Origin of the sequence: Streptomyces reniochalinae (assembly GCF_003323735.1) — a bacterium.
GTDB classification, from domain to species: Bacteria; Actinomycetota; Actinomycetes; order Streptomycetales; family Streptomycetaceae; genus Streptomyces; species Streptomyces reniochalinae.
In genome coordinates, this window is the sequence record NZ_QOIM01000042.1 from 64,657 (window position 1) to 89,505 (window position 24,849).

At 72.1% G+C, this 24,849-nt stretch carries 19 protein-coding genes; 6 read left to right on the forward strand and 13 right to left on the reverse strand.

What is annotated here, in order from left to right; translation table 11 throughout:
* Positions 1-5 precede the first annotated feature (5 nt).
* From DQ392_RS25705 to DQ392_RS25715, 3 genes are all read right to left on the reverse strand, one after another.
* Positions 6-1,106 carry a hydroxymethylglutaryl-CoA lyase gene (locus tag DQ392_RS25705; protein ID WP_114018102.1) on the reverse strand — a complete coding sequence of 367 codons (1,101 nt, stop codon included), beginning with the start codon at positions 1,104-1,106 and terminating at the stop codon, positions 6-8.
* Positions 1,103-3,331: an ATP-binding protein gene (locus tag DQ392_RS25710; RefSeq protein ID WP_114018103.1), complete on the reverse strand. Its 2,229-nt coding sequence runs from the start codon at positions 3,329-3,331 to the stop codon at positions 1,103-1,105. Before DQ392_RS25710 ends, DQ392_RS25705 begins: the two co-directional genes overlap by 4 nt.
* A gap of 145 nt (positions 3,332-3,476) precedes the next feature.
* A complete protein-coding gene (locus DQ392_RS25715; RefSeq protein WP_114018104.1) occupies positions 3,477-5,156 on the reverse strand; it encodes a carboxyl transferase domain-containing protein in 1,680 nt (559 codons plus the stop codon).
* Positions 5,157-5,315: 159 nt separating this feature from the next.
* Here DQ392_RS25715 and DQ392_RS25720 point away from each other — a divergent pair, with 159 nt between their 5' ends.
* The 3 genes from DQ392_RS25720 to tesB all read left to right on the forward strand — a co-directional run bounded on the left by DQ392_RS25720 (position 5,316) and on the right by tesB (position 8,541).
* A complete protein-coding gene (locus DQ392_RS25720; RefSeq protein ID WP_114018105.1) occupies positions 5,316-5,942 on the forward strand; it encodes an SACE_7040 family transcriptional regulator in 627 nt (208 codons plus the stop codon).
* A 297-nt stretch (positions 5,943-6,239) separates the two neighbouring features.
* Complete coding sequence (locus tag DQ392_RS25725; RefSeq protein ID WP_114018106.1) at positions 6,240-7,397, forward strand: acyl-CoA dehydrogenase family protein; 1,158 nt, start codon at positions 6,240-6,242, stop codon at positions 7,395-7,397.
* Positions 7,398-7,533: 136 nt separating this feature from the next.
* A complete protein-coding gene (gene tesB, locus DQ392_RS25730) occupies positions 7,534-8,541 on the forward strand; it encodes an acyl-CoA thioesterase II (protein ID WP_245981963.1) in 1,008 nt (335 codons plus the stop codon).
* On the opposite strand, the gene DQ392_RS25735 is transcribed toward tesB, so the two are convergent.
* Positions 8,508-9,332 carry a phosphatase gene (locus DQ392_RS25735; protein ID WP_245981966.1) on the reverse strand — a complete coding sequence of 275 codons (825 nt, stop codon included), beginning with the start codon at positions 9,330-9,332 and terminating at the stop codon, positions 8,508-8,510. The two genes, tesB and DQ392_RS25735, sit on opposite strands and share 34 nt — an antisense overlap.
* Before the next feature lie 112 nt (positions 9,333-9,444).
* Here DQ392_RS25735 and speB point away from each other — a divergent pair, with 112 nt between their 5' ends.
* Both speB and DQ392_RS25745 read left to right on the forward strand, forming a co-directional pair.
* Positions 9,445-10,461 carry an agmatinase gene (speB, locus tag DQ392_RS25740; RefSeq protein ID WP_114018107.1) on the forward strand — a complete coding sequence of 339 codons (1,017 nt, stop codon included), beginning with the start codon at positions 9,445-9,447 and terminating at the stop codon, positions 10,459-10,461.
* 712 nt (positions 10,462-11,173) lie between these two features.
* On the forward strand, positions 11,174-15,067 hold the full coding sequence (locus DQ392_RS25745) for an ABC transporter ATP-binding protein (protein ID WP_425470608.1): 3,894 nt from the start codon (positions 11,174-11,176) through the stop codon (positions 15,065-15,067).
* Between the two features lie 147 nt (positions 15,068-15,214).
* Here the strand turns inward: DQ392_RS25745 and DQ392_RS25750 are convergent, their stop codons facing one another.
* Together DQ392_RS25750 and DQ392_RS25755 are read right to left on the reverse strand one after the other, a co-directional pair.
* Positions 15,215-15,439, reverse strand: coding sequence for a hypothetical protein (locus DQ392_RS25750; RefSeq protein WP_114018109.1), 225 nt, complete (start codon positions 15,437-15,439; stop codon positions 15,215-15,217).
* Between the two features lie 16 nt (positions 15,440-15,455).
* Entirely contained in the window at positions 15,456-15,974 is a 519-nt protein-coding gene (locus tag DQ392_RS25755) for an NUDIX domain-containing protein (RefSeq protein WP_114018110.1), read from the reverse strand.
* Positions 15,975-16,133: 159 nt separating this feature from the next.
* Here DQ392_RS25755 and DQ392_RS25760 point away from each other — a divergent pair, with 159 nt between their 5' ends.
* The gene (locus tag DQ392_RS25760) at positions 16,134-17,558 is read left to right on the forward strand and encodes a S28 family serine protease (protein WP_114018111.1); all 1,425 of its coding nucleotides are present in this window, start codon (positions 16,134-16,136) and stop codon (positions 17,556-17,558) included.
* A gap of 34 nt (positions 17,559-17,592) precedes the next feature.
* Here the strand turns inward: DQ392_RS25760 and DQ392_RS25765 are convergent, their stop codons facing one another.
* From DQ392_RS25765 to DQ392_RS25795, 7 genes are all read right to left on the reverse strand, one after another.
* The gene (locus tag DQ392_RS25765) at positions 17,593-18,420 is read right to left on the reverse strand and encodes a sugar phosphate isomerase/epimerase family protein (protein WP_114018112.1); all 828 of its coding nucleotides are present in this window, start codon (positions 18,418-18,420) and stop codon (positions 17,593-17,595) included.
* Between the two features lie 47 nt (positions 18,421-18,467).
* Positions 18,468-18,857 carry a D-ribose pyranase gene (gene rbsD, locus DQ392_RS25770; RefSeq protein WP_114018113.1) on the reverse strand — a complete coding sequence of 130 codons (390 nt, stop codon included), beginning with the start codon at positions 18,855-18,857 and terminating at the stop codon, positions 18,468-18,470.
* Positions 18,854-19,912, reverse strand: a complete 1,059-nt coding sequence (locus DQ392_RS25775) for a ribokinase (RefSeq protein WP_114018114.1) — start codon at positions 19,910-19,912, stop codon at positions 18,854-18,856. Before DQ392_RS25775 ends, rbsD begins: the two co-directional genes overlap by 4 nt.
* A gap of 127 nt (positions 19,913-20,039) precedes the next feature.
* The gene (locus tag DQ392_RS36280) at positions 20,040-20,978 is read right to left on the reverse strand and encodes a substrate-binding domain-containing protein (RefSeq protein ID WP_114018115.1); all 939 of its coding nucleotides are present in this window, start codon (positions 20,976-20,978) and stop codon (positions 20,040-20,042) included.
* A gap of 61 nt (positions 20,979-21,039) precedes the next feature.
* Complete coding sequence (locus DQ392_RS36285; protein ID WP_114018116.1) at positions 21,040-22,035, reverse strand: ABC transporter permease; 996 nt, start codon at positions 22,033-22,035, stop codon at positions 21,040-21,042.
* On the reverse strand, positions 22,025-23,593 hold the full coding sequence (locus DQ392_RS25790; RefSeq protein WP_181856587.1) for a sugar ABC transporter ATP-binding protein: 1,569 nt from the start codon (positions 23,591-23,593) through the stop codon (positions 22,025-22,027). Before DQ392_RS25790 ends, DQ392_RS36285 begins: the two co-directional genes overlap by 11 nt.
* On the reverse strand, positions 23,590-24,597 hold the full coding sequence (locus tag DQ392_RS25795) for a LacI family DNA-binding transcriptional regulator (RefSeq protein WP_114018117.1): 1,008 nt from the start codon (positions 24,595-24,597) through the stop codon (positions 23,590-23,592). The genes DQ392_RS25790 and DQ392_RS25795 overlap by 4 nt, the downstream gene beginning before the upstream one ends.
* Between the last annotated feature and the right edge of the window lie 252 nt (positions 24,598-24,849).

Consider the following 24,849-nt stretch of genomic DNA (forward strand, 5'->3'; position numbering starts at 1 on the left):
GCTGCTCACTGCTCCTTGGTGTCAGTGTCAGGGGAGTTCGGACAAGTCGATGCGGTCGGCGACGTCGGCGCTGCCGGAGCGGACGGAACGCAGGGGGAGGATGGCGAGGGCGGTGCAGAGGGGGAGGGCGGGGATCCCGCGAGGGCGCGGACCGTGCGGGAGGGGCTGGGGCGGCCCAGCTGTTCCGCCATCCAGACACTGGTCGCCGTCAGCCGCGCGAGGTCGACACCCGTCTCGATACCGAGACCGTGCAGCATCCACACGAGGTCCTCGGTGGCGAGGTTGCCGGTGGCGCTCTTCGCGTACGGGCAGCCGCCCAGCCCGCCGGCCGAGGCGTCCACCGTCGACACTCCTCGCTGGAGGGCCGCCAGCGTGTTGGCGAGGGCCTGGCCGTAGGTGTCGTGGAAGTGCACGGCCAGCCGGGGACCGCCCTCGGTCCGCTCCGACAGCCCCGCCTCGTGGAGGGCCGACAGCAGCGCGTGGACGTGGCCCGGGGTGGCCACACCGATGGTGTCGCCCAGGCTCAGCTCGGCACAGCCCATCTCCGCCAGCGCGCGGCACACCCGCACCACCTGGGCCACGGGTACCGCGCCCTCCCACGGGTCCCCGAAGCACATCGACAGGTACCCGCGCACGGCGAGCCCCTCCCGCCGGGCCCGGGCCACGACGGGCTCGAACATCTCCAGCGCGCCGTCCACCGTGCGGTTGAGGTTGGCCTCGGCGAACGACTCCGTGGCGCTCGCGAACACCGCGACCTCGCGCGCCCCCAGCGCCAGCGCCCGCTCCAGACCGCGCGCGTTGGGCACCAGCACCGGCAGGCCCACCCCGTCCAGGACACTGGCGTCGGGGCCGTCGGGGCCGCGCCCGGTCAGCCGGGGGTACAGCTGTTCCGCGTCGGCCAGTTGGGGCACCCATCGGGGGTGTACGAAGCTGGTGGCCTCGACCGTCCTCAGCCCGGCCGCGGCCAGCCCGCGGACGAACTCCGCCTTCACCTCCGTCGGAACGATCGCCTTCTCGTTCTGCAGCCCGTCCCGTGGACCGACCTCGTGGATCCGCACCCGCGCGGGCAGCCCCTCCAGGGGGAAGGCCATGGGCAGCCCCGTCATCCCGCCGCCTCCATCTCGCCTCCCCCGGCGTCCCCGCCGGGCTCGAACGGGTCCACCACCGCGAGGATCTGGTCCATCGCGACGGTGGCGCCTGCCGTGACGTCCAACTGGGCCACGCGCCCCGCGTGCGGCGCCGCGATGACGTGCTCCATCTTCATGGCCTCCACCACCAGCAGGCTCTCGCCCGCCGCCACCTCGTCACCCACCGCGGCCTTGACGAGGGTGACGGTGCCGGGCATGGGAGCCGTCAGCGCGTCGGCACCCTGGGCGGCCCCGGCCCGCTGCAAAGCGGCCGCCACCGGGTCGTGCACCCGCACCTGCCACGCCTCGCCGTCCCGGCCCAGCCACACGCCTGGCGTCTCGCCGTCCCCGCACACGGCGCGGGTGAAGACGCCGCTCATCCCGTCCCAGTCCAGCCGCACCGTGGCGCCCCGGTCCCCGCCGGGCCCGCGGTCCTCTGCGGTGGGGCCAGGGGCCAGGCGCGCGCGCACGGGGGTCGCGCCCTCGACGCTGACCTCCATCTCGCCCGGGGATACGGGCTCGTGTGGGCGTTTGCCGTCCGGGGCGGGGGGACGGACGCGTACCGCCACCGGATCGTGGCCCGGCACCCGCAGATGGTGCACCGTCCACGCCCGCTGTCCGCCGAGCCGCCAGCCCGAGGGCACCGCGAAAGGACTCACCCAGGCCGCCGCCCCGCCGCCACCCGGCTCCCGGCCCGTGCCGGGCGCGGAGGGGCCGGCCCCGCCGCCGTCCTGGGCGGCTCCGGGCGCCGTCGTGGCCGGGGTCAGCGCGGCGTGGCGCAGCAGTGCCGCCGCGCCGTACACCTCGTCAGGCACCCCCTCGGGCAGCAGCTCCGCCGCGGCACGCTCCACCAGGCCCGTGTCCAGCTCGCCGGAGACGACCTCGGGGTGGGCGAGCAGGCCGCGCAGGAACGCCGTGTTGGTGTCCACACCCAGGACCGTCGTCCGCGCCAGCGCCGCCCGCAGACCGCGCAGCGCCGCGGCCCTGTCCGGGGCCCACGCGATGACCTTGGCGAGCATCGGGTCGTACACCGTGCCCACCTCGGTGCCCGTGGTCAGCCCGGAGTCGGTGCGCACCCCCTCGCCTCGCGCCTCCTCCAGCAGCAGCACCCGGCCGGCCGACGGGAGGAAGTCGACCCGTCCGTCGTCGGCGCCCGGCGCGCGGCGCGCCGTCTCCGCGCAGATACGGGCCTCCACCGCGTGCCCGTTCAACGCGACGTCCCCCTGTGCGAGGGGCAACGGCTCTCCGGCGGCCACCCGCAACTGCCACTCGACCAGATCCAGCCCGGTGATCAGCTCGGTGACCGGGTGCTCGACCTGGAGACGGGTGTTCATCTCCATGAAGTAGTACGCGCCCGAGCCGTCCCCCGGCACGATGAACTCCACCGTGCCCGCACCCCGGTAGCCGCACGAGCGGGCCGCGTCCGCAGCCGCCTCGCCCATCGCGGCGCGCGTCGCCGCGTCCAGCAGCGGGCTGGGAGCCTCTTCGACGATCTTCTGGTGGCGTCGCTGGAGGGAGCACTCGCGCTCCCCGAGGTGCAGCACGCTGCCGTGGCCGTCGGCCAGTACCTGGATCTCGATGTGCCGCGGGCGGTCGACCCACCGCTCCACCAGCAGTCCGTCATCCCCGAACGCGCCCCTGGCCTCGCGCCGGGCCGCGGCGATCTCATCCGGCAGCGCCGCCTCGTCCCGTACCAGGCGCATGCCCTTGCCACCGCCGCCCGCCGACGGTTTGAGCAGCACCGGGAGGCCCGTCTGCCGTGCAGCGGCGGCCAGTTCGGCGTCGGACAGGCCGCTGCCCGAGGAGCCGGGCACCACCGGGACCCCGGCCTCGCGCACCGTCTCCTTGGCGCGGATCTTGTCGCCCATCAGCTCGATGGCCGCGGCGGGGGGCCCGATGAAGACCAGCCCTGCCTCGGTGCACCGCCGGGCGAACTCGGCGTTCTCCGCCAGGAAGCCGTACCCCGGGTGGACGGCCTGGGCGCCGCCGCGCCGGGCCGCCTCCAGCAGCCGCTCGATACTCAGATAGCTCTGCACCGCCGCGGCCGGACCGATCCGCACCGCCGTGTCGGCCTCGCGCACGTGGCGTGCGTCGGCGTCCGCGTCGCTGTAGACCGCGACCGAGCGCACGCCCAGCCTGCGCAGCGTGCGGATCACCCGTACCGCGATCTCACCGCGGTTGGCCACCAGCACCGTGTCGAACATCGGTCCTCTCCTTGCCCTCACGACTTCCGTCAGCTCCGCCACCGTGCCCGCCCTCTTCCGTCCGGAAGAGCCCTCCCACCCCAAAGAGCCCTCCCATCCGGAAGCTCGCTCCCTCCGGTGGACCCCTCACATCCGGTGGACGCCCTCACATCCGGAAGACACCGAACCTGGCCGCCTCCGGATCGCGAGGCGGCAGCGGGGCGTTGGCGCACGCCGTCAGAGCCAGCCCCAGCACCTGACGGGTCTCCAGCGGGTCGATCACTCCGTCGTCCCACAGCCGGGCCGTGGCGTAGTAGGCGTTGCCCTGCGTCTCGTACTGGGCACGGACCGGGGCGCGGAACTCCTCCTCCGCCTCGGCGGGCCACTCCTCGCCCCTGGCCTCCAACTGGTCCCGCTTGACGGTGGCGAGCACCGACGCCGCCTGCTCGCCGCCCATCACCGAGATCTTGGCGTTCGGCCACATCCACAGGAACCGGGGGCTGTAGGCCCGGCCGCACATCGAGTAGTTGCCCGCCCCGTAGGAACCGCCGACCACCACCGTCAGCTTCGGGACCCGGGCACACGCCACGGCCGTGACCATCTTGGCGCCGTGCTTGGCGATGCCGCCCGCCTCGTAGTCCTTGCCGACCATGAACCCCGAGATGTTCTGCAGGAACAGCAGCGGGATGCCCCGCTGGTCGCACAACTCGATGAAGTGCGCGCCCTTTTGGGCCGACTCCGAGAACAGGATGCCGTTGTTGGCCACGACACCCACCGGGTGCCCGTGGATATGGGCGAAGCCCGTCGTAAGCGTCGTGCCGTACTCCGCCTTGAACTCCTGGAACCGCGAACCGTCCACCACACGGGCGATCACCTCCCGCACGTCGTACGGCGTGCGGGAGTCGGCCGGCACCGCGTCGTAGAGCCCGGCGGGGTCCAGGGCGGGCTCCTCAGGGGGGCGCACGGACCACGGAAGGGCGCCGGTCGCCGGCCCGCCGGGCGGCAGCGTCGAGACGATGTGCCGCACGATGCGCAGCGCGTGCGCGTCGTCCTGCGCGAGGTGGTCGGTGACGCCGGAGACGCGCGAGTGCGTCTCCCCGCCGCCCAGCTCCTCCGCGGTGACGACCTCTCCCGTGGCGGCCTTCACCAGCGGCGGGCCGCCCAGGAAGATCGTGCCCTGCTCCCGCACGATCACCGCCTCGTCGCTCATCGCCGGGACGTAGGCGCCGCCCGCCGTGCACGAGCCGAGGACGGCGGCGACCTGCGGGATGCCGGCGGCCGACATCCGGGCCTGGTTGTAGAAGATCCGTCCGAAGTGCTCGCGGTCGGGGAAGACCTCGTCCTGCATCGGCAGGAACGCGCCCCCCGAGTCGACCAGATACAGGCACGGCAGCCGGTTCTCCAGCGCCACCTCCTGTGCCCGCAGGTGCTTCTTCACCGTCATCGGGTAGTAGGTGCCGCCTTTGACGGTGGCGTCATTGGCGACGATCAGCACCTCGCGCCCCGAGACCCGGCCGATGCCCGCGATCACCCCGGCTGCCGGGGCCGCGTCCTCGTACATCCCGTCCGCCGCCAGCGGGCACAGCTCCAGGAACGGTGATCCTGGATCGAGCAGGGAGTCCACCCGGTCGCGCGGCAGCAGTTTGCCGCGTGCCACGTGCCGCTCGCGTGCCCGCGCGCCGCCGCCCAGCCGGGCGCGGGCCAGCTTCTCGCGGAGCCGGCCCGCCAGCTCGCGGTGCGCCCTGCGGTTGTCCGCCGACGCCTCCGAGTCCGGGTCGACGGTGCTCGCCAGACGTGGCGCAGCGGGCCCGTGCCCGCTCGTGTCCCGCACCGTCCGCTCGTCCATCAAGCCCAGCTCCCTCACTCGCACACACACCACCCGCCGGCCGTCATCGCCGGAAGGGCACGCGACCGGCCACGGCCGCCGCACGGCGAGACGAGTTAGTGCCCGTTAACCGACGACTTCAGGTTAACGGCTATTAACGAGGCTGTCTAGAATGGACGGATGAGCAACAGGACGGCGGCGGGCACAGCTGCACCAAGTCGGCGGGAGCAGATCCTGGGCGAGGCCGCGCGGCTCTTCGCCGAGCGGGGGTTCCACGGGGTGGGGGTCGACGAGATAGGAGCCGCCGTCGGTATCAGCGGCCCGGGTCTCTACCGCCACTTCGCGGGCAAGGACGCGATGCTGGCCGAGCTGCTGGTCGGAATCAGCGAGCGGCTCCACGACGGCGGGCGGCGCAGGGTGGAGGAGTCGCTGGCGGCCGGGCTCGGCCCCGAGGAGACGCTGGACGCGCTGATCGAGGGGCACATCGACTTCGCGCTCGACGACCGCGAGCTGATCACCCTGCACGACCGCGAGCTCGACCGGCTCCCCGAGGCGGACCGCAAAAAGGTCAGAAAGCTCCAGCGGCAGTACGTCGAGCTGTGGGTCTCGGCGCTGCGGGCGGTGAACGCCGACCTGACCGAGCTGGAGGCCCGCGTCGCCGTGCACACCGTCTTCGGGCTGCTCAACTCGACGCCGCACCTGAGCGGGTCCTCCTCGATGCCGGATCGCGAGACGACCGCGGCGCTGCTGCACCGGCTGGCTCGCGGAGCGTTCTCGGCCGCGGCTCCGCGCGGCCTCGCGCCCTGAGTGCTTGCGGCTCGCGCCTTGAGGGCTTGCGCCTCGCGCCTCGAACGCTTGCGCCTCGCGCCCTGAAGGCTTGCCTCGCGGGTCCCTGCTCCGGCGCCTGCGGCCCTGCTCCCGCTGAGGGGTGCCCCTGTCGGTGGTGTGCGGGCTGCGGGTGGGGTGTGGCTTGTCGCGCCGTTCCCCGCGCCCCTTCGGGGCGCGGGGTGAGCGGCTCTGGACAGTGGACGTGACCGGTCGGTAGCTTGGCCCTATAAGCTGAGCAAGCGCTTAGCCATGGCCGAGGCGACGAGGAGGCGTGCTGTGCGCCGCACGGTGTTCAACGAGGACCACGAGGCGTTCCGCCGGACGATCCGCGACTTCATCGCGGATCAGGTCGTGCCCCACTACGCCCAGTGGGCCGAACAGGGCCACGTCCCCAAGGACTTCTACAAGAAACTCGGCGAGCTGGGCGTCTTCGGCATCGAGGTGCCCGAGGAGTACGGCGGGGCGGGCGAGACCAGCTTCAAGTACAACGCCGTCATCACCGAGGAGTGCGCCCGCGCGGGCGTCAGCTTCGGCGGTTCGAGCGTGCACACGGCGCTCTGCCTCCCGTACATCCTCAAGTACGGCGACGAGGAGCAGAAGAAGCGCTGGCTGCCCGCCTTCGTCTCGGGCGAGATGATGACGGCCATCGCCATGACGGAGCCCGGCACCGGGTCCGACCTGGCCGGGATGAAGACGACGGCCAAGCTGTCCGAGGACGGCACCCACTACGTCCTCAACGGCGCCAAGACCTTCATCACCGGCGGGGTCCAGGCCGACCGGGTCCTGGTGTGTGCCCGTACCGCTCCTCCGTCGCCCGAGGACCGGCGGGGCGGCATCTCCATCCTGGTGGTGGACGCCAGGAGCGAGGGCTACGCGGTCGGCCGCAAGCTGGACAAGCTGGGGCTGCGCGCTTCGGACACGGCGGAGCTGTCCTTCACCGACGTCAAGGTCCCGGTCGAGGACCTGCTGGGCGAGGAGGGCAAGGCGTTCGGCTACCTGGGCCAAAACCTTCCGCAGGAGCGGCTCGGTATCGCGCTGGGCGCCTACGCGCAGTCGGCGGCGGCCGTGCGGTTCGCGCACGAGTACGTGAAGGAGCGGACGGTCTTCGGCAAGGAGGTCGCCTCCTTCCAGAACACCAAGTTCGTCCTGGCCGACTGCAAGGCCGACGTGGACGCGATGCAGGCCGTCTGCGACCGTGCTCTCGAAGCGCTGGACGCGGGGGAGCTGACGCCCGCCGACGCCGCTTCCGCCAAGCTGTTCACCACCGAGCTGGCGGCGCGGGTGATCGACAAGTGCCTCCAGCTGCACGGCGGGTACGGCTACATGCTGGAGTACCCCATCGCCAGCCTGTACGCCGACACCCGGGTGTCCCGGATCTACGGCGGTACCAGCGAGGTCATGCGCTCCATCGTCGCGAAGTCCATGGGGCTGTGACCCCTCCCCGCCGCACGGTCGCGCACGCGCGGCGCCCGGTGCGCGCGCCGCACCACGGGCGTGCGAGCGCGCCTCGCCGTGCGCCTGTGATCTGCGACGTAACACCTGTGGACCGCTCCTCGGCAGAATCGGGCGCATGAGCCAAGAACTGACGTCCCTGCTCGACCTGCTCGATCTGGAGCGGGTCGAGCAGGACATCTTCCGCGGCAGCAGCCGTGCCTCCGTGGTCCCCAGGGTCTTCGGCGGCCAGGTGGCGGCGCAGGCGCTCGTCGCCGCGTGCCGCACCGTTCCCGAGGGGCGGCTGCCGCACTCCCTGCACGCGTACTTCCTGCGCTCCGGCGACCCCGGTGCGCCCATCGTCTACACGGTGGACCGGATACGCGACGGGCGCTCCTTCACCACCCGCCGGGTGGTGGGCGTCCAGCACGGGCAGCCGATCTTCCACCTGTCCGCCTCGTTCCAGACGTACGAGGAGGGGATGGAGCACCAGGAGGCGATGCCGTCGGCGCCGGACCCGGAGACTCTGCCGACGGCGGAGGACATGCTGCCGCGCTACCACGGCCTGTTCACCGATCCCCAGGTGCCCGAGAGGCTGTTGCGGGCGCGGGCCGCGGTGGACCTGCGCTATGTGGAGGCGCCGCCCTTCGCCAGTGTCGGCAGTCCTTCCGAGCCGCGCTCGCAGGTGTGGTTCCGCACCAACGGCAAGCTGGACGGCGCCTCGGACGATCCGATGCTGCACATCTGTCTGGCGACGTACGTCTCGGACATGACGCTGCTGGACTCGGTGCTGCTGGCGCACGGCAGGGGCGGCTGGGCGGTCGGTGACGTGGTGGGGGCCAGTCTGGATCACGCCATGTGGTTCCACCGTCCGTTCCGTGCGGACGAGTGGCTGCTCTACGACCAGGAGTCGCCGACCGCGCAGGGCGGCAGGGGACTGGCCAAGGGCCGGATCTTCACCCGGGACGGCAGGCTGGTCGTCTCGGTCATCCAGGAGGGAGTGGTGCGCGTCCCGCGCTCGGAGGGCGGCAACGGTTCGGGGAGCGACGCGCGCGCGGACAGCGGAAACGTCCCGCGCGCGGACAGCGGCAACACCGCGGGGCGTGAGGGCGCTCAGCCCGCCAGTCCGGCCGCCGCGAGCACGTAGGCGGTCATCGGCTCGTAGAAGCGCGGGTCGACGACGTGATCGTCCAGGGGCACGGTGACCTCCAGCGTGCCCTCCGCCTCGCCGAGGAAGAGCGCGGGGTCGTTGCAGTCGGCGAAGCCGACGGTGGTCAGGCCCCTCTGGGCCGCGCGGCCCGCCCAGCCGTGGTCCGCCACCACCAGGTCGGGCAGCCGCTCCCCGGCCTGCTCCAGGCCGTGCAGGACGCCGGCCATCGGCTCGGGGGAGTGGGTGTGCCACAGCGAGGCGCCCCGCTCGTAGACGGCGACGCCCTGGAACTGCACGATGACGCCCTCGTCCGCGAAGACCCGCAGTGGTGAGCGGACGATGTCGCAGCCGACGGCGCGCAGCGCGGTGGCGAGCGTCCCGTGCATGTCGAGCAGCGCTCCCGGGTGGCCGGTGGCGAACAGCACCCGGGCGCGTCCCTCGGCGGCCTTGCGCAGTTCGGCGGCGGCCCGGTCGAGCGCGGCGACCGTCAGCTCGGGGTCGATGGTGTCCTGGCCCGTGCGGTAGTCCGGGTCGTCGCTGACGCCGCAGCGCTCCGCCATGACCGCGAGCACGTCCTGTTCGTCGGCCCAGCGCTCGCCCAGCTCCAGACCGAGCCAGTAGTGCCGGTCGCCGTTGGCGAGCTTGCGGTAGTGGTCGAGGTTGTTCTCCCGCGGAGTGGCGACGTCCCCCGCGATCCGGGTGCGCACCAGATGGCTGAGCAGCTCGTGGCGGGTGGGCGCTTCCGGGAGCGGCAGAGGGAGCGACACGGGCAAGAGAGGCTGTGGCATGGGGCCATTGTGTCTCGTACGGGCGCTCGATGGACGGAGTGTCCAAAAGGAGGCGTACGGCGCTCAGTACCGTCTAACGGTCCGACCAACCGTTCGGCCTACGCTCGACACCATGACCAGCAGCGACAACTCTCCCCGCCACGCCTCGGACGACGCGCGCCCGCCGCGCGGCCCCGTCGACTCCTCCCGGGTGCCCCGCTACGCCGGTCCCGCGACCTTCGCGCGGCTGCCCCGGATCGATCAGACGGAGGGCCGTGCGGACGTCGCCGTGGTGGGCGTCCCCTTCGACACCGGGGTCTCCTACCGTCCGGGCGCCCGGTTCGGCGGCAACGCCATCCGTGAGGCGTCCCGGCTGCTGCGCCCCTACAACCCGGCGCAGGACGCCTCGCCGTTCGCGCTGGCGCAGGTGGCGGACGCGGGCGACATCGCCGTCAACCCCTTCGACATCGGCGAGGCCCTCGAGACGGTCGAGCACGCGGCCGGGGAGCTGCTGGACGCGGGCTCCCGGCTGATGACGCTGGGCGGCGACCACACCATCGCGCTACCTCTGCTGCGCGCGATGGCCCGCGAGCACGGCCCTGTCGCCCTGCTGCACTTCGACGCCCACCTGGACACCTGGGACACCTATTTCGGCGCTCCCTACACGCACGGCACCCCCTTCAGGCGCGCGGTCGAGGAGGGCGTTCTCGACACCTCGGCGCTCTCTCACGTGGGCACGCGCGGTCCGCTGTACGGGAAGCGGGACCTGGACGACGACGCCAAGATGGGCTTCGGCATCGTCACCTCGGCGGACGTGATGCGCCGCGGAGTGGACGAGGTCGTCGACCAGTTGCGGCAGCGGATCGGCTCGCGTCCGCTGTACGTGTCGGTCGACATCGACGTGCTCGACCCGGCGCACGCGCCCGGCACGGGAACGCCGGAGGCGGGCGGACTGACCTCCAGGGAGCTGCTGGAGATCGTGCGCGGGCTGTCGGACTGCCACCTGATCTCGGCGGACCTGGTCGAGGTGGCTCCCGCGTACGACCACGCGGAGATCACCTCCGTCGCGGCCTCGCACACCGCGTACGAGCTGACGACGCTGATGACACGGCAGATCGCGGCCGCGCGCGGGAGCGCGTCCGGCGGGTGAGCGGCGCGCGGCAGCGGGTTCCGGCCGTGTTGCCGAGCGGGCACGGCCGGCCGTTCCCGCTCGTCCGTACGCGTGTGCTCAGGTCCGTACCGGTGAGCGGATCAACGGCGCAGGTCGGCGCGGACTTGACGGGGGACCGCCGCACACTGCGGCCTGTTACACAGTGCAACTGATTTAATACGAGACGTTACCGAATTTGATCGGTCGATGTGCATGCGGTGGAAGTTCTCGACAAACTGACGGAGCGATCCCGCGCGGGACGGCGGTGCGGAGCGCTGAGAAGAGCCGGCCTCGTGGGGGGTGCCGGCCTGAGCGCCCCAGGGACGCGCCGCCGGTGACCGGGGCGGCACGGGAAGAGCCAGCGGCTCGCCGTGCCGCCACCGGTCACTCTCCTGGAGTCCGCCGGGCGCCGCGGTTCGTGCCCCGTTTCCCGTTCAGTGGCCGGGCGTTGTGGTGGGGCTCGGTGCGTGCGGCTACCGTGCCGTCCCGCGGCACGGCCCGCCGCCCGCCCGCGCACCGCGAAGGGGTTCCACCATGCGTACGCGTATCCCGCTCGCCCTCGCGACCGCCGCCGTCGCACCGGCCGGCTGCGTCACGGCTCCGACGGCAGCCGAGGGGCGCGCGCCCGAACCGGGGGGCGCCCCCTCCCCACCGAGCGCCGTCCGTCGGGGCCGGGAGCCGCCCGCCCTGACCGGGCGACGATCCGCCTGGAATGAAAACCTCATCCTGTGATGTTGGGCCTTCCGCAGGCGGAGGCAGCGTCGAAGGGACGGGGAGCATCGTGGCCGTGGACAGTGGGGGCGTCACCCCGGAGAAACCGGGATGGGCCCGGCGGCTGGCCCGCTACTGCTGGCGCTACAAGCGCGCGGTGGTGCTGGCGCTGGGCGCCTCGCTCGGCGGCATGGGCGTCATGGCGCTCGTCCCGCTGCTGACCAAGGTCGTCATCGATGACGTGGTGGTCGGCGGCCAGGGCAGCCTGTGGACGTGGATCGGCCTGCTGGTGGTCGCGGCCGCCGTCATCTACGTCCTCACCTACGCCCGCCGCTACTACGGCGGGCGGCTCGCGCTGGACGTGCAGCACGACCTGCGCACCGAGATGTACCGCTCGATCGTCCGGCTCGACGGCCGCAGCCAGGACGAGTTGTCCACGGGACAGGTCGTCGGGCGCGGCACCAGCGACCTGCAACTGGTGCAGAGCCTGCTGTTCATGCTGCCCATGATGATCGGCAACGTGCTGCTGTTCCTCGTGGCGCTCGGCGTGATGCTGGTCCTCTCGCCGCTGCTCACCCTGGTGTCGGTGGCCGTCTTCCCGCTGCTGTGGTGGGTGGCCGACCTCAGCCGCAAGCGCCTCTTCCCTGCCACCTGGTACGCGCAGCAGCAGGCCGGCGCGGTCGCCTCGGTGGTGGACGGCGCCGTCACCGGCGTCCGCGTCGTCAAGGGCTTCGGGCAGGAGGCGCAGGAGACCGGCAAGCTGCGGGCGATCGGCCGCAGGCTGTTCGCCGGGCGGCTGCGCACCGTACGCCTGAACGCCCGCTACACGCCCGTCCTCCAGGCGGTGCCCTCGCTCGGGCAGGTCGCCATGCTGGCGCTCGGCGGCTGGATGGCCACCCGCGGCCAGATCACCCTGGGCACGTTCGTGGCCTTCTCCACCTACCTCGCGCAGCTGGTGGGCCCGGTGCGGATGCTCGCGATGATGCTCACCGTCGGGCAGCAGGCCCGCGCCGGTGTCGAGCGGGTGTACGACCTGATCGACACCGAGCCGCAGATGGCCGAGAGCCCGTACGCGCGCGAGCTGCCCGAGGCCACCGACGCCTCGATCGAGTTCGCGGACGTCACCTTCGGCTACACGGCGGGCGACCCGGTGCTGGACGGCTTCAGCCTGCGCGTCGAGCCCGGTGAGACGGTCGCCCTGGTGGGCGCCAGCGGCAGCGGCAAGTCCACCGTCTCGATGCTGCTGCCGCGCTACTACGACGTGACGGGCGGCGCCGTGCGCGTCGGCGGCCAGGACGTGCGCGAGCTGACGCTGGACTCGCTGCGCTCCGCGATCGGGCTCGTGCCCGAGAACCCCTTCCTGTTCTCCTCCTCGCTGCGCGAGAACATCGCCTACGGCGCGCCGGACGCCACCGACGAGCAGATCCGCGCCGCCGCCCGGGCCGCACAGGCCGACCGCTTCATCAACGAGCTGCCCGACGGCTACGAGACCGCCGTCGGCGAGCAGGGCCTGACCCTCTCCGGCGGCCAGCGCCAGCGCATCGCCCTGGCCCGCGCACTGATCACCGACCCGCGGCTGCTCCTGCTGGACGACGCGACCTCGGCCGTCGACGCGCGCGTCGAGCACGAGATCCACGAGGCGCTGCGCGGCGTGATGGCGGGCCGTACGACGCTGCTGATCGCGCACCGCCAGTCCACCCTCGCGCTGGCCGACCGGATCGCCGTCCTCGACGACGGCCGGCTGGCCGACATCGGCACCCACGAGGAGCTGACGCGCCGCTGCGCCCTCTACCGCAGGCTGCTGACCGACCCGGACGAGCTGGGCGACGTACGCCGCGACCCGGCCGGCCTCGCCGCGTCCCAGGACGAGCGGGCCGACCGCGGTGACCAGGGGATCACCCCCGAACTGTGGGTGCGCGAGGACGACCCCGACGCTCCCGGTGCCGCCGCGGGCGGCGCGGGCGTCACCGCGGCCCAGGCGGGACGGCCAGGTACCTTCGCCTCCGAGCTGGCGGGCCTGCCCGGCAGCCCCGAACTGCTCGCCAGGGTGGCCGCGCTGCCGCCCGCGGACGACACACCGGACGTCGACGAGGAGCGGGCCGAGCGCGCGGAGGAGAGCTACGGGCTGCGCAGGCTGCTGCGCGGCTTCGGTGTCGCCCTGCTCGTCGCGCTGGTCTTCGCGGCGCTGGACGCCGGCTTCGGGCTGCTGCTGCCCGTACTGATCCGGCACGGCATCGACGACGGCGTGGAGCAGGGCGCGCTGGGCGCCGTCTGGTTCGCCTCGGGGCTGGCGCTCGCGGTGGTCGTCGCACAGTGGGGCGCGCAGGTCGGCTCGCTGCTGCTGACCGGGCGCACCGGGGAGCGCGTGCTGTACGCCCTGCGGGTGAAGATCTTCGCTCAGTTGCAGCGGCTCGGCCTGGACTACTACGAACGCCACCTGGCCGGCGCCGTGATGACGCGCATGACGACCGACGTGGACGCCCTCTCGACGTTCCTCCAGACCGGTCTTGTCACCGCGGTCGTCTCGCTGTTCACGTTCCTGGGCATCATGGTCGCGCTGCTGCTGCTCGACCTCCAGCTCGCCCTGGTCGTCTTCGCGACGCTGCCGTTGCTGGTCGTCGGCACCGTCTTCTTCCGGCGCCAGAGCGTCAAGGCCTACGAACTGGCGCGCGAGCGCGTCAGCGTCGTCAACGCCGACCTCCAGGAGTCCGTGGCCGGGCTGCGGATGGTGCAGGCCTTCCGCGGAGAGGAGCGCGGCGCCGACCAGTTCGAGCGGCGCAGCGACGGCTACCGGCAGGCCCGGGTGCGCGGCCAGTGGCTGATCTCCGTCTACTTCCCCTTCGTGCAGCTCCTGGCCTCCCTGGCGACCGCCTCCGTACTCGTCGTCGGCGCCACGAGGGTGGAAAACGGCACCCTGACGGCGGGCGCGCTGGTGGCCTACCTGCTCTACATCGAGCTGTTCTTCGCCCCCGTCCAGCAGCTCTCGCAGGTCTTCGACGGGTACCAGCAGGCGGCCGTCTCCCTGCGCCGCATCCAGGAGCTGCTGCGCGAGGAGAGCACCACACCGGTACCCGCCGCCGCGCACGAGCCGGGGGCGCTGCGCGGCGAGATCGAGTTCCGCGACGTCCACTTCCGGTACGCCACGGCCGACCCGGCGGGGGAGCAGAAGCAGGAGCGGGCGCTCGACGACGTCCGGCTGACCATCCCCGCGGGCCAGACCGTCGCCTTCGTGGGGGAGACCGGAGCGGGCAAGTCCACCCTCGTCAAGCTCGTAGCCAGGTTCTACGACCCGAGCGAGGGCGCCGTCCTGGTCGACGGCCACGACCTGCGCGAGGTCGATCTGACCGCCTACCGGCACCGGATCGGGGTCGTACCGCAGGAGCCCTACCTCTTCCCCGGAACGGTGCGGGACGCCATCGCCTACGGGCGGATGGACGCCACCGACGCCGAGGTCGAGGCCGCGGCGCGGGCCGTCGGCGCGCACGAGATGATCGCCTCGCTGTCCGGGGGCTACCTGCACGAGGTGGACGAGCGCGGCCGCAACCTGTCCGCGGGGCAGCGGCAGTTGCTCGCCCTGGCGCGGGCCGAGCTGGTGGGCCCGAGCATCCTGCTGCTGGACGAGGCCACCGCGGCGCTGGACCTGGCGACCGAGTCACTGGTCAACCAGGCGACCGACCGGCTGGCGGGGTCCCGCACCACCCTGGTGGTCGCCCACCGGCTGACCACCGCGGCACGGGCCGACCGGGTCGTCGTCCTCGACCACGGCCGCGTCGTGGAGGACGGCACGCATCAAGAACTGCTGGCCGCGCGGGGCCGGTACGCGCAGCTGTGGCGCACCTTCGCGGGCGAGCCCGCCACGGGCACGGGCGGCGACCCGGAGCACGCGATGGTGTAGCGCTTCTCCCGCGGACCCTGCCAGGGCGCCCCGAGGGGGCGCGGGGTACGGCGCGGCAAACCCCCGCCCGCCCGCGGACCCGATTCCGCGGGCGGGTGGCATTCCCGTGTCGGGGCACGCTGCTGAGGTACGCGCGGGCCGCCGCACTCAGGTGCGGCGGTTACGCGGGTGCGCCCGCGCGGCGCGCTCGTTGCCCCGCTTGTAGTCGCCCGTCCAGCGGGCCATGACCAACTGCTCGTCCCCCGTGCGCACCTCCGCCAGGAAACGCTCGGCCCGGGCGCCGCGCAAAGTGGTGACGGGGCGGTGGTGATGGGAGATCACCACGCCCGCCCCGCCGCGTTGCTCGTAGGAGAATCCGCGGGGTGCAGGCATGCGCCGAGCGTAGGGCTCAGCTCTCCTCCGCTTCCAGAGCGGAGGCGTCCCCGCACAGCTCGACCATGTACTCGTCCACCGTCTGCACCTCGCCGTAGGGGAGGGGCTCGGTGCCGGTGCGCCAGTGGATCGCACAGATCTCCTCGTTCGGGGCGAAGGGCAGCACCTCGCTCAGCTCGCCGCTGAACAGGGCGCCGTACAGCACCCGTTGCTCGGGCCCCAGCGCGGTCTTGGAGAAGCCGACGAAGCGGAGCGCCCCGGCGTCCACCAGCTGGCCGCTCTCCTCCCGCAGCTCACGCGCTGCGGCCTCGCGTGGGGTCTCGCCCTCCTCGATGCCGCCGCCCGGCAGCTCCCAGCACCGGCGGCTGCGGACGTGCACCATCAGCACTCTGCCCTCGTGCCGGGCGGCCACCAGGGCGTAGCCGACGGGGGCGTCGGGGAAGCGGGTGTCCTCCGGCTCGCGCAGGAAGGCCAGCAGGCGCATCCCGCGGGGACCCGTGACCAGTGGAGCGGGCGGGGTGGCGGAATCACTCATGCCCGCAGCGTAAACCGGCGCGGTGACAGGGGTGTTCGGTACCGCTGAGCGGTGTGTGCCGCCCCACATGCGTACACATGGCGGGCTCCGGGGTCTGGCGGGAGCCGTACGCACGCCGATAGGTTCACGTCGACTTTTGGCGTTGTATGGGGAGGGTGAATGCGTAAAACGCTCAGATGGTTGCTGTCTCTGGTGGTGCTCATAGGCACTTTCAGCGTCGGCAGCGCGTCGGCGGGTGCCGCCACAGCGGCCCAGGCCGGCAAGAGCACCGACATCAAGGACCGCATCCTCGCGGTGCCCGGGATGAGCCTCATCGAGGAGAAGCCCGTCGACGGGTACCGCTATTTCGTGCTCAACTACGAGCAGCCGATCGACCATCGGCATCCCGGCAAGGGCACCTTCAAGCAGCGCATCTCGATTCTCCACAAGGACACCAGCCGGCCCACCGTCTTCTACACGGGCGGCTACGACCTCAGCACCACCCCCAGCCGCAGTGAGCCGACGCAGCTGACGGACGGCAACCAGGTCTCCATGGAGTACCGCTTCTTCACCCCGTCCCGGCCCAAGCCCGCCGACTGGTCGAAGCTGACCATCTGGCAGGCGGCCAGCGACCAGCACCGCATCTACAGGGCGCTGAAGAAGATCTACAGCAAGAACTGGATCGCGACCGGCGGCAGCAAGGGCGGCATGACGGCGACGTACTACCGCCGCTTCTACCCCCGCGACATGGACGGCACCGTCCCCTACGTCGCCCCGAACGACGTCCGCAACGACGAGGACTCCGCGTACTACAGGTTCTTCGAGAACGTGGGCACCAAGGAGTGCCGTGACCGGCTCAACGGCGTGCAGCACGAGATCTTCGAGCGCCGCGGCGAGATGGTCCCCCGTCTGAAGAAGTGGGCGAAGGAGAACGACTACACCTTCAAGATGGCCGGCAGCGCCGACAAGGCGTTCGAGCTGATCTCGCAGGACCTGGTGTGGGGCTACTGGCAGTACCACCTGGTCGACGACTGCGACCAGGTGCCCTCCCCGGACGCCTCCACGGACACGCTCTACGAGTGGGCCGACGAGATCGGCGGCTGGGACGCCGGCACCGACCAGGGCATGCTGCCCTACACCCCGTACTACTACCAGGCGGGCACCCAGATGGGGTCGCCCGACTACGAGGAGCCGCTCCTCGACGACGTGCGCAAGTACCCGGGCCTGAACACGCCGCGCGTCTACGTGCCGCGTGACATCCCGATGCGCTTCAACAAGCACGACAAGGCGATGCGCGACATCGACCGCTGGGTGCGCCACAGCTCCTCGCAGATGCTCTACATCTACGGTGAGAACGACCCGTGGGGCGCCGAGCCGTTCCGTCCGGGCAAGCACACCGAGGACACGGCAGTCTTCTGGGCGCCAGGCCAGAACCACGGCGCGAAGATCGCCACGCTCGCCGAGGACGACCGCGCGGCCGCCACCCGCATGGTGCTGGAGTTCGCCGGCCTCGACGCCGACAAGGACAAGAAGCCGAAGCGCCTGACGGCGTACGACAAGAAGCTGGACACGCCGCGGAAGGAGGCGCGGACGCTCCGTCCGTGACCCCTGTCCCCGGCCCTGCTCGCCGGCGCGCTCCTCAGGCCGCGTCGGCGAGCAGCTCCATCAGGTGGGCGCGCACGCCCGGGAGCAGCCCGGTCAGCTCGCGCACCTCGGGGTACCAGCGCTTCTCGTACTCCCAGCACAGCCACTCGACGCCCGTCCCCAGCCCGTGCGCGGGCGTGCGCGCGTCGGCCGACCTGGTGACCACCTCGACCACCTCGGCGAGCGGCAGCACGCCCTCGCCGGGCGGCAGCGGTGTGGTGTCCTGGCGCGAGGGCACGTCCTTGACCTGCACGTAGCCGAGGTGGGGGGCGAGCAGTTCGCAGGAGCGCTGCGGCTCCTCGCCGCCGCGCCAGGTGTGCAGCACGTCCCACAGGGCGCCCACGCCCGGACGGTCGACCGCGTCCAGGACGCGGGCCGCGTCGGCGCCGGTGCGGTGCGAGTCGTGGGTCTCCAGCAGGACGCGTACGCCCAACTCTTCGGCGATCCCGGCGGCGTGCGTGAGCCGGCGTACGGCGATCACGTCGGCCTCGCCCGGGTCGGTGTCGCCGCCGGGGAAGACGCGGGCGTAGGGCGCGCCCAGGTCGTGCGCCAGCTGTAGCAGGGCGCTTACCTCGGCCAGTACGGGCGCGTCGTCTCCGCGCGCGGCCATTTTCGGGTACCCCGCGACGCACAGCAGTTCGACGCCCGCGTCCGCGAACCGCTCGGCCACCTGTGCCCTCTCGCGGTGGTCCAGGCCCGGGTGTACGGGCTCCTCCGGGTGGGCCCGCAGCTCCACCCCGTGGAAGCCCGAACGGGTCGCCGCCCGCAGGACGTCGTCGAGGGGGGCGCCGGGTACACCGAGGGTGGAGAAGGCGAGTCGCATGCGCTCACCCGACCAGATGGGCGGGGGAAAGTCACGCCGCGCACGCGTCAGAACGGCACTCCGCAGCGCAGTACCACGTTCGCGTACGGTCGTGCCTCACCCGTGCGGACCACCAGGCGGGCCCGGTGCGTGAGGGTTTTCAACTCCTCGTGCGGCACCAGCCGCAGCCCGGGGAAGCGGGAGGCCAGCAGGGCGCCGCACTCCGGGTTGGCCTCGTGCACCTCGCTCGCTGCGGTCGCGCCCTCGGTCTCCAACTCCTCCAGGAGCCCGGTGAGCACCTCGGCGAAGGAGGGCACTCCCGCCCGGAAGGACAGGTCGACGACCGTGGGTCCTTCGGGGATCGGCAGCCCCACGTCGCACACCACGACGAGATCCGTGTGGCCCAGTGTGGCCAGCGCCCCGCTCAGGTGGCGGTTGAGTATGCCGGACTTCTTCACCGGGCGCTCTCCTCGGCGCCCTGGGCGGGCGCGTGACCGGTGGCCGTCTCGACGTCGGCGGCGGTCGGGTAGGACTCCTGCGCCCCGGCCCGGGTGACCGCGAAGGAGCCGACGCGTACCGCGTACCGCACGGCCTCCTCCAGGCCCGCGCCGCGGCCCAGCCGCCAGCCGAGCGCGCCGGTGAAGGCGTCGCCCGCGCCTGTGGTGTCCACGGCCTGCACGCGCGGGCTGGGCACCCGCACCATGCCGACCCCGTCCGTCACCTCCGCGCCCACTTGGGGGCCCGCGACCAGGGCGCCCTCGGCGCCGAGCGTGACCACGACGCTGCGCGGGCCGAGACCCAGGAGCGCGGTGGCCCACTCCTCGGGGTCGTCGCTGAGGGACTGGGCTTCCAGCAGCAGGCGTGCCTCGTGCTCGTTGACGACCAGCGGGTCGCACAGCGCCAGCACGTCCTCGGGCAGCCGTGCGGGCGGGGAGGGGTTGAGCACGAGGCGCGCCCCGTGCTCGTCCGCGGCCCGTGCCGCCGCGGCGACCGTCTCCAGGGGGATCTCCAATTGCAGGGAGACCACGGCCGCGGCCTGGAAGAGCCCACGCGCCGCCGCCACGTCGTCGGGCGTGAGGCGGGCGTTGGCGCCGGGGGAGACGACGATGCTGTTGTCCCCCGCCGCGTCGACGGTGATGAGGGCGACGCCGGTGGGTGCGTCCTTGCCCTCGACGGCCTCGGGCGCGCCGGTCGCGCCGGGGACCCTGATGCCGTCCTTGCCCACCGTGCCCGGCGTGTCCGTCGGGCCCACGAGGAGTCCCGCCAACGCCGCACCCGCGTCCCGCTGCGCCTCGGCCAGCATCCGGCCGTAGGCGTCGTCGCCGACGCGCGCCAGCAGCGTGGTGCGGGCGCCGAGCCGGGCGGCGGCAGCCGCCTGGTTCGCGCCCTTGCCGCCCGGGTGGACCCTCAGGTCCGACCCGAGCACCGTCTCGCCGGGTCCTGGCCTGCGGTCGAGACCGATGACCAGGTCGGCGTTGGCGGACCCTACGACCAGCAGGTCGTACTCGTGCATCCGGTGTGCTCCTTCACATCCCGCCGGGGCGTTCACCCGCGGCGGGCACATCCCGCGCGGCGCTTCCTCCGCGGCGGGCCGTTTCGCCTCTCCTGCGCCGGGCCGGTGCCGCCGGCCCGCCCGAAGGTCAGGAGAACCGGTCGACGTTCTTCTTGGTGACGACCTTCACCGGAACCTTGATCTGCTCTTGGACCGTGCCGTCGTCGATGGTGCGCATCGCGTTGCGGACGGCCATCTTGCCCAGCTCGGCCGGCTGCTGCGCCACGGTCGCGTTGAGGGTGCCCGCCTTGACGGCCTTCATCGCGTCCGGGGTGCCGTCGAAGCCGACGATCTTGACGCTCTTGCCCGCCTTGGAACCCAGCGCCTTGACCGCGCCCAGCGCCATCTCGTCGTTCTCCGCGAAGACCGCGTCGATCTCCGGGTGGGACTGCATGGCGTTGGAGGTGACGTCCAGGCCCTTGGCCCGGTCGAAGTCCGCGGGCTGCTTGGTGACGACCTTGATGCCCGGGTACTTCTTGAGGCCGTCCTTGAAGCCCTTGCCGCGCTCACGGGAGGCGGAGGTGCCCGTCTGGCCCTGGAGGACGAGGATCTCGCCCTTGCCGTCGAGCAGCTCGTTGACCTGCTTGGCCGCGGCCTTGCCGCCGGCGACGTTGTCGGAGGCGACCGTCGTCTTGATCTCGGCCTTGTTGACGCTGCGGTCCGCCGCGATGACGGGGATGTCCGCGTTGTTGGCGCCCTTGACGGAGGGGGCGGCCGCGTCGGAGTCGACCGGGTTGATGATGATCGAGTCCACCTGCTGCGAGGTGAAGGTCTGCATCTGGTTGGCCTGCTGGGACGCCTTGTTCGCGGCGTCCTGGACGGTCAGGTCCGCACCCTGTGCCTTGGCTTCCTTCTCGGCGCCTTCCTTCATCTGGACCATGAAGGGCTGGTTGAGCGCGGATATGGCGAAGCCGATCTTGGGCTTTTCCTTGCCGCCCTTGGTGTCGTCCCCGGAGCCACAGGCCGAGGCGGTCAGTGCGACTGCCGCGGCCACGACGACGACAGACGTGTTCTTTCTCTTGCTCATTGCTGCATTCCTTGCAGTCGGCAGATGGACGAACTACGCGAACCCCCCCGTCGCACAAAGATCACGTGCGACGACGCAGTGTATCGAGTAGCACAGCGAGCGCGATGACGACCCCGATGACGACCTGCTGCCAGAAAGCGGAAACGTCCAACAGGTTCAGACCATTGCGCAGAACTGCGAGGATGAGGGCGCCGATGAGCGTTCCGGAAGCCTTGCCGACCCCTCCGGCGAGGCTCGCACCTCCGATCACCACGGCCGCGATCGCGTCCAATTCGAAACCTTCGGCGCCCGTCGGCTGGGCCGAGGCGAGCCGCGAGGTCAGGACGATTCCGGCCACGGCGGCGAAGGCGCCCACCAGGGTGTAGATCACCAGCTTCTGCCGGCGGACGCGGATACCGGACAGGTGCGCGGCCTCCTCGTTGCCGCCGATCGCGTACATCGCGCGCCCGTTGTAGGTGCGGGTCAGGATCAGGGCGGCGATCAGGCCCATCACGATCATCACGATGACCTGTGTCGGCAGCCAGCCGCCGATGTTCTCGCCCATCCAGGAGAGCGAGTCGGGCATCAGGATCGGGTTGCCCTGCGAGACGACCAGCAGCAGGCCGCGCGCGGCCGAGAGCATCGCCAGGGTCGCGATGAACGGCGGCAGCTTGCCGTAGGCGATCAGCACACCGTTGAGCAGGCCGCAGGCCGTGCCGGTGAGGATGGCCAGGATGACGCCGAGGAACGCCGGCATGCCCTGGGTCGTGGTGAACCAGCCGAGCATGATGCCCGAGAACGCGGCCACCGAGCCGACCGACAGGTCGATGCCGCCGGCGACGATGGCGAAGGTCACGCCGAAGGCGAGGATGGCGGTCACCGCGGCCTGCTCGCCGACGTTGAGCAGGTTCGTCGTGGTGAGGAAGTTGCCGTTCACCAGTGCCAGGATCGCGACCAGGACGACGAGGGCGCTGAGCGCCCCGTTGTCCAGCAGGAAGCGGCGTATCGCCTGCGGCGGCCCGCTGCCGCCGGGGCGCTTGTCCAGGCGGTGACCCGGCTGCTGCGTGTCAGTGGCCACGGGGAGAGTCCTCCATCTCGCTCGTACTACCTGGCGCGGAGGTGCCGACGGCCAGCGCCATGACGGCGTCCTGGGTCGCTTCCCGCGCGGTCAGTTCACCGGCGATCCGGCCCTGGGACATCACCAGGACCCGGTCGCTCATGCCCAGCACCTCGGGGAGGTCGCTGGAGATCATCAGCACCGCGTGCCCCGAGGCCGTCAGCTCGTTGATGAGCTGGTAGATCTCGACCTTGGCACCCACGTCGATGCCGCGGGTGGGTTCGTCGAGGATCAGCACGCGGCTCTTGGCGAGCAGCCACTTGCCGATCACGACCTTCTGCTGGTTGCCGCCCGAGAGGGTGCGCACGTGCTGGTCGAGCCCGGCCATCCGCACCCCCAGCCGGTCGGCGATGCGGGCGGCGTCCTTGCGCAGCCCGCCGCGGTCCACCAGGCCGCCCTTGCTCGCCTCGCGCATCGAGACCAGGCCGAGGTTGTCCGAGACCGAGGCGTCGGGCAGCAGGCCCTGGCCCTTGCGGTCCTCGGGGACGAGCCCGAGCCCCACGGTGTGCGAGGCCCACACGTCACCGCCGGGCAGCCGCTTGCCGGCCACCTCGACACGTCCCGCGTCGTAGGCGTCGGCGCCGAAGACCGCGCGGACGACCTCGGTGCGGCCCGCGCCCACCAGCCCGGCGATGCCGACGACCTCGCCCGCCCGCACCTCGAAGCTGATGTCTTCGAAGACGCCCTGCCTGCGCAGCCCCGACACGCGCAGCAGGGGGGCCGCCGACGCCACGGCGTCCTCGGCCTTCACCGTCTCGCGCGGGTACTGCTGCTCGATGCTGCGGCCCACCATCAGCCGCACCAGCTCGTCCTGCGGCGTGGTCGCCGGCACCTGGCCGACGCTGCGGCCGTCGCGCAGCACGGTGACCCGGTCGCCGATGGCCGGGATCTCCTCCAGGTGGTGGGTGATGAAGACGATGCCCACGCCCTCGCAGCGCAGCCTGCGCACGATCGCGAAGAGCCGGTCCACCTCCTCGGAGGTGAGCACGGCGGTGGGCTCGTCCATGATCAGTACGCGGGTGCGCAGGCTGAGCGCCTTGGCGATCTCCACCATCTGGCGCCCGGCGATGCCCAGCTTGCCGACCGGGGTGCGCGGGGGCGCGGTGACGCCGACCCGCTCCAGCAGGACCTTGGCGTCGGCCTCCATCTTCTTGCGGTCCACCATGCCCAGGCGGCGCGGCTGGCGGCCCAGGAAGATGTTCTCCGCGATGGACAGCTGCGGCACCAGGTTGAACTCCTGGTGGATGGTGGCGATGCCCAGCTTCTCCGCGGCTTCCGCGTCCGAGATGCGCACCGCCTGGCCCTCGCGCAGCACCCGCCCCGCGTCCGCGCGGTAGGCGCCGGAGAGCACCTTGATGAGGGTGGATTTGCCGGCGCCGTTCTCGCCCAGCAGGACGTGGACTTCGCCCGCGCGCAGGTCGAAGTCGACACCGTCGAGGGCTACCACGCCCGGGAACGTCTTGCGGATGCCCTCCGTGCGCAGCAACTCCCGTGCCGGGGGCGGGTCAGGGGTGGTCAACGGCGGGTCCTTTCGTCTTCGCCGCAGGAGCGGCGCGCTATGAGGTGGGCGGAGAGCGTGACGGAGCCGGCGCTCCTTCCCTCCACGAGGTCGGTCAGTGCGGTGACCGCGCGGTGGCCCAGCTGTTGGGTCGGCTGGGCTATGGCGGTGATCGGGGGGTCGGTGTGCAGGAACCACGGGATGTCGTCGAAGGCGGCCAGCGACACGTCGTCGGGCACCCGCAGGCCGAGGGTGCGCACCTGTTCCATGACGCCGAGTGCCATCAGGTTGTCCGTCGCGAAAACGGCGTCGGGCGGTTCGGGGAGCGTGAAGAAGCCCTCGGTCACCCGGCGGCCGCTCGCCGTCTGGAAGTCGCCCTGCCCGATGTAGTGGCCGGGCAGCGGCAGGCCGTGCTCGGCCAGCGCGCCGCGGAAGGCGGCCAGCCGCTCGTTGCTGGTGGTGCTCGCGACGGGCCCCGCGATGATGGCCAGCTTCCGGTGGCCGAGGGCGTACAGGTGAGCGACGAGTTCGCGCACGGCGCTGCGCCCGTCGGCGCGCACCAGTGGTACGTCAAGACCCGCGATCCACCGGTCGACGAAGACCATGGGGATGCCGGCGAGCGCCGCCTCGCGCAGCGCGAGGGAGTCGCCGTCGGCGGGCGAGACGAGCAGGCCGTCGATCCTGCGGTCCAGCAGCGTGCGCACGTGGTGGTCCTGGAGGGTGAGCTGCTCGTCGGCGTTGCCGATGATGACGCTGTAGCCGCGGGCGCGGGCCTCGTCCTCGACGGCGCGGGCCAGCTCGGTGAAGAAAGGATTCAGCACGTCGCTGATGACCAGGCCGAGGGTGCGGGTCTGATCCGTGCGCAGGGAGCGGGCGAGCGTGTTGGGCCGGTAGCTCAGCTCGGAGACGGCAGCCAGCACCCGGGTCCTGGTTCCCTCGCGGACCCCGGAGTGGTCGTTGAGGACGCGCGAGACCGTGGCGACGGAGACGCCCGCACGTGCCGCGACGTCCTTGATGCCTGCCATTGCGGTGCCGTGTCCAAGCTGGGAGGGAGCGATCAGATACAGGGGGAGGCTGAAGTGCCGCCGTGCGCAGGGCACTCGGAGGAGGTGCAGCGCCGCGCATGGAAACGATTACATCGGTCATGGAATGTGATGTGCGCATGGTGACGCAAGCTGAGAGCGGTGCCGATGCGAGATCGTGATGATGCGCGTGCAGCCGCAACTACGGCCCTTACGCGGACAGTTCCCGGAGGTTACGAGGAGTTGTCCACGTCG

Excerpts from the sequence above, each read along its gene's own strand:
- tesB (WP_245981963.1), top strand. The coding sequence starts at position 7,534 with ATGAGCCAAGAACTGACGTCCCTGCTCGACCTGCTCGATCTGGAGCGG.
- DQ392_RS25795 (WP_114018117.1), bottom strand. The coding sequence starts at position 24,597 with ATGGCAGGCATCAAGGACGTCGCGGCACGTGCGGGCGTCTCCGTCGCC.
- speB (WP_114018107.1), top strand. The coding sequence starts at position 9,445 with ATGACCAGCAGCGACAACTCTCCCCGCCACGCCTCGGACGACGCGCGC.
- DQ392_RS25775 (WP_114018114.1), bottom strand. The coding sequence starts at position 19,912 with ATGCACGAGTACGACCTGCTGGTCGTAGGGTCCGCCAACGCCGACCTG.
- DQ392_RS25710 (WP_114018103.1), bottom strand. The coding sequence starts at position 3,331 with ATGTTCGACACGGTGCTGGTGGCCAACCGCGGTGAGATCGCGGTACGG.
- DQ392_RS36280 (WP_114018115.1), bottom strand. The coding sequence starts at position 20,978 with ATGAGCAAGAGAAAGAACACGTCTGTCGTCGTCGTGGCCGCGGCAGTC.
- DQ392_RS25720 (WP_114018105.1), top strand. The coding sequence starts at position 5,316 with ATGAGCAACAGGACGGCGGCGGGCACAGCTGCACCAAGTCGGCGGGAG.
- DQ392_RS25735 (WP_245981966.1), bottom strand. The coding sequence starts at position 9,332 with ATGCCACAGCCTCTCTTGCCCGTGTCGCTCCCTCTGCCGCTCCCGGAA.
- DQ392_RS25715 (WP_114018104.1), bottom strand. The coding sequence starts at position 5,156 with ATGGACGAGCGGACGGTGCGGGACACGAGCGGGCACGGGCCCGCTGCG.
- DQ392_RS25750 (WP_114018109.1), bottom strand. The coding sequence starts at position 15,439 with ATGCCTGCACCCCGCGGATTCTCCTACGAGCAACGCGGCGGGGCGGGC.
- DQ392_RS25755 (WP_114018110.1), bottom strand. The coding sequence starts at position 15,974 with ATGAGTGATTCCGCCACCCCGCCCGCTCCACTGGTCACGGGTCCCCGC.
- DQ392_RS25705 (WP_114018102.1), bottom strand. The coding sequence starts at position 1,106 with ATGACGGGGCTGCCCATGGCCTTCCCCCTGGAGGGGCTGCCCGCGCGG.
- DQ392_RS25760 (WP_114018111.1), top strand. The coding sequence starts at position 16,134 with ATGCGTAAAACGCTCAGATGGTTGCTGTCTCTGGTGGTGCTCATAGGC.
- DQ392_RS25745 (WP_425470608.1), top strand. The coding sequence starts at position 11,174 with ATGAAAACCTCATCCTGTGATGTTGGGCCTTCCGCAGGCGGAGGCAGC.
- DQ392_RS25765 (WP_114018112.1), bottom strand. The coding sequence starts at position 18,420 with ATGCGACTCGCCTTCTCCACCCTCGGTGTACCCGGCGCCCCCCTCGAC.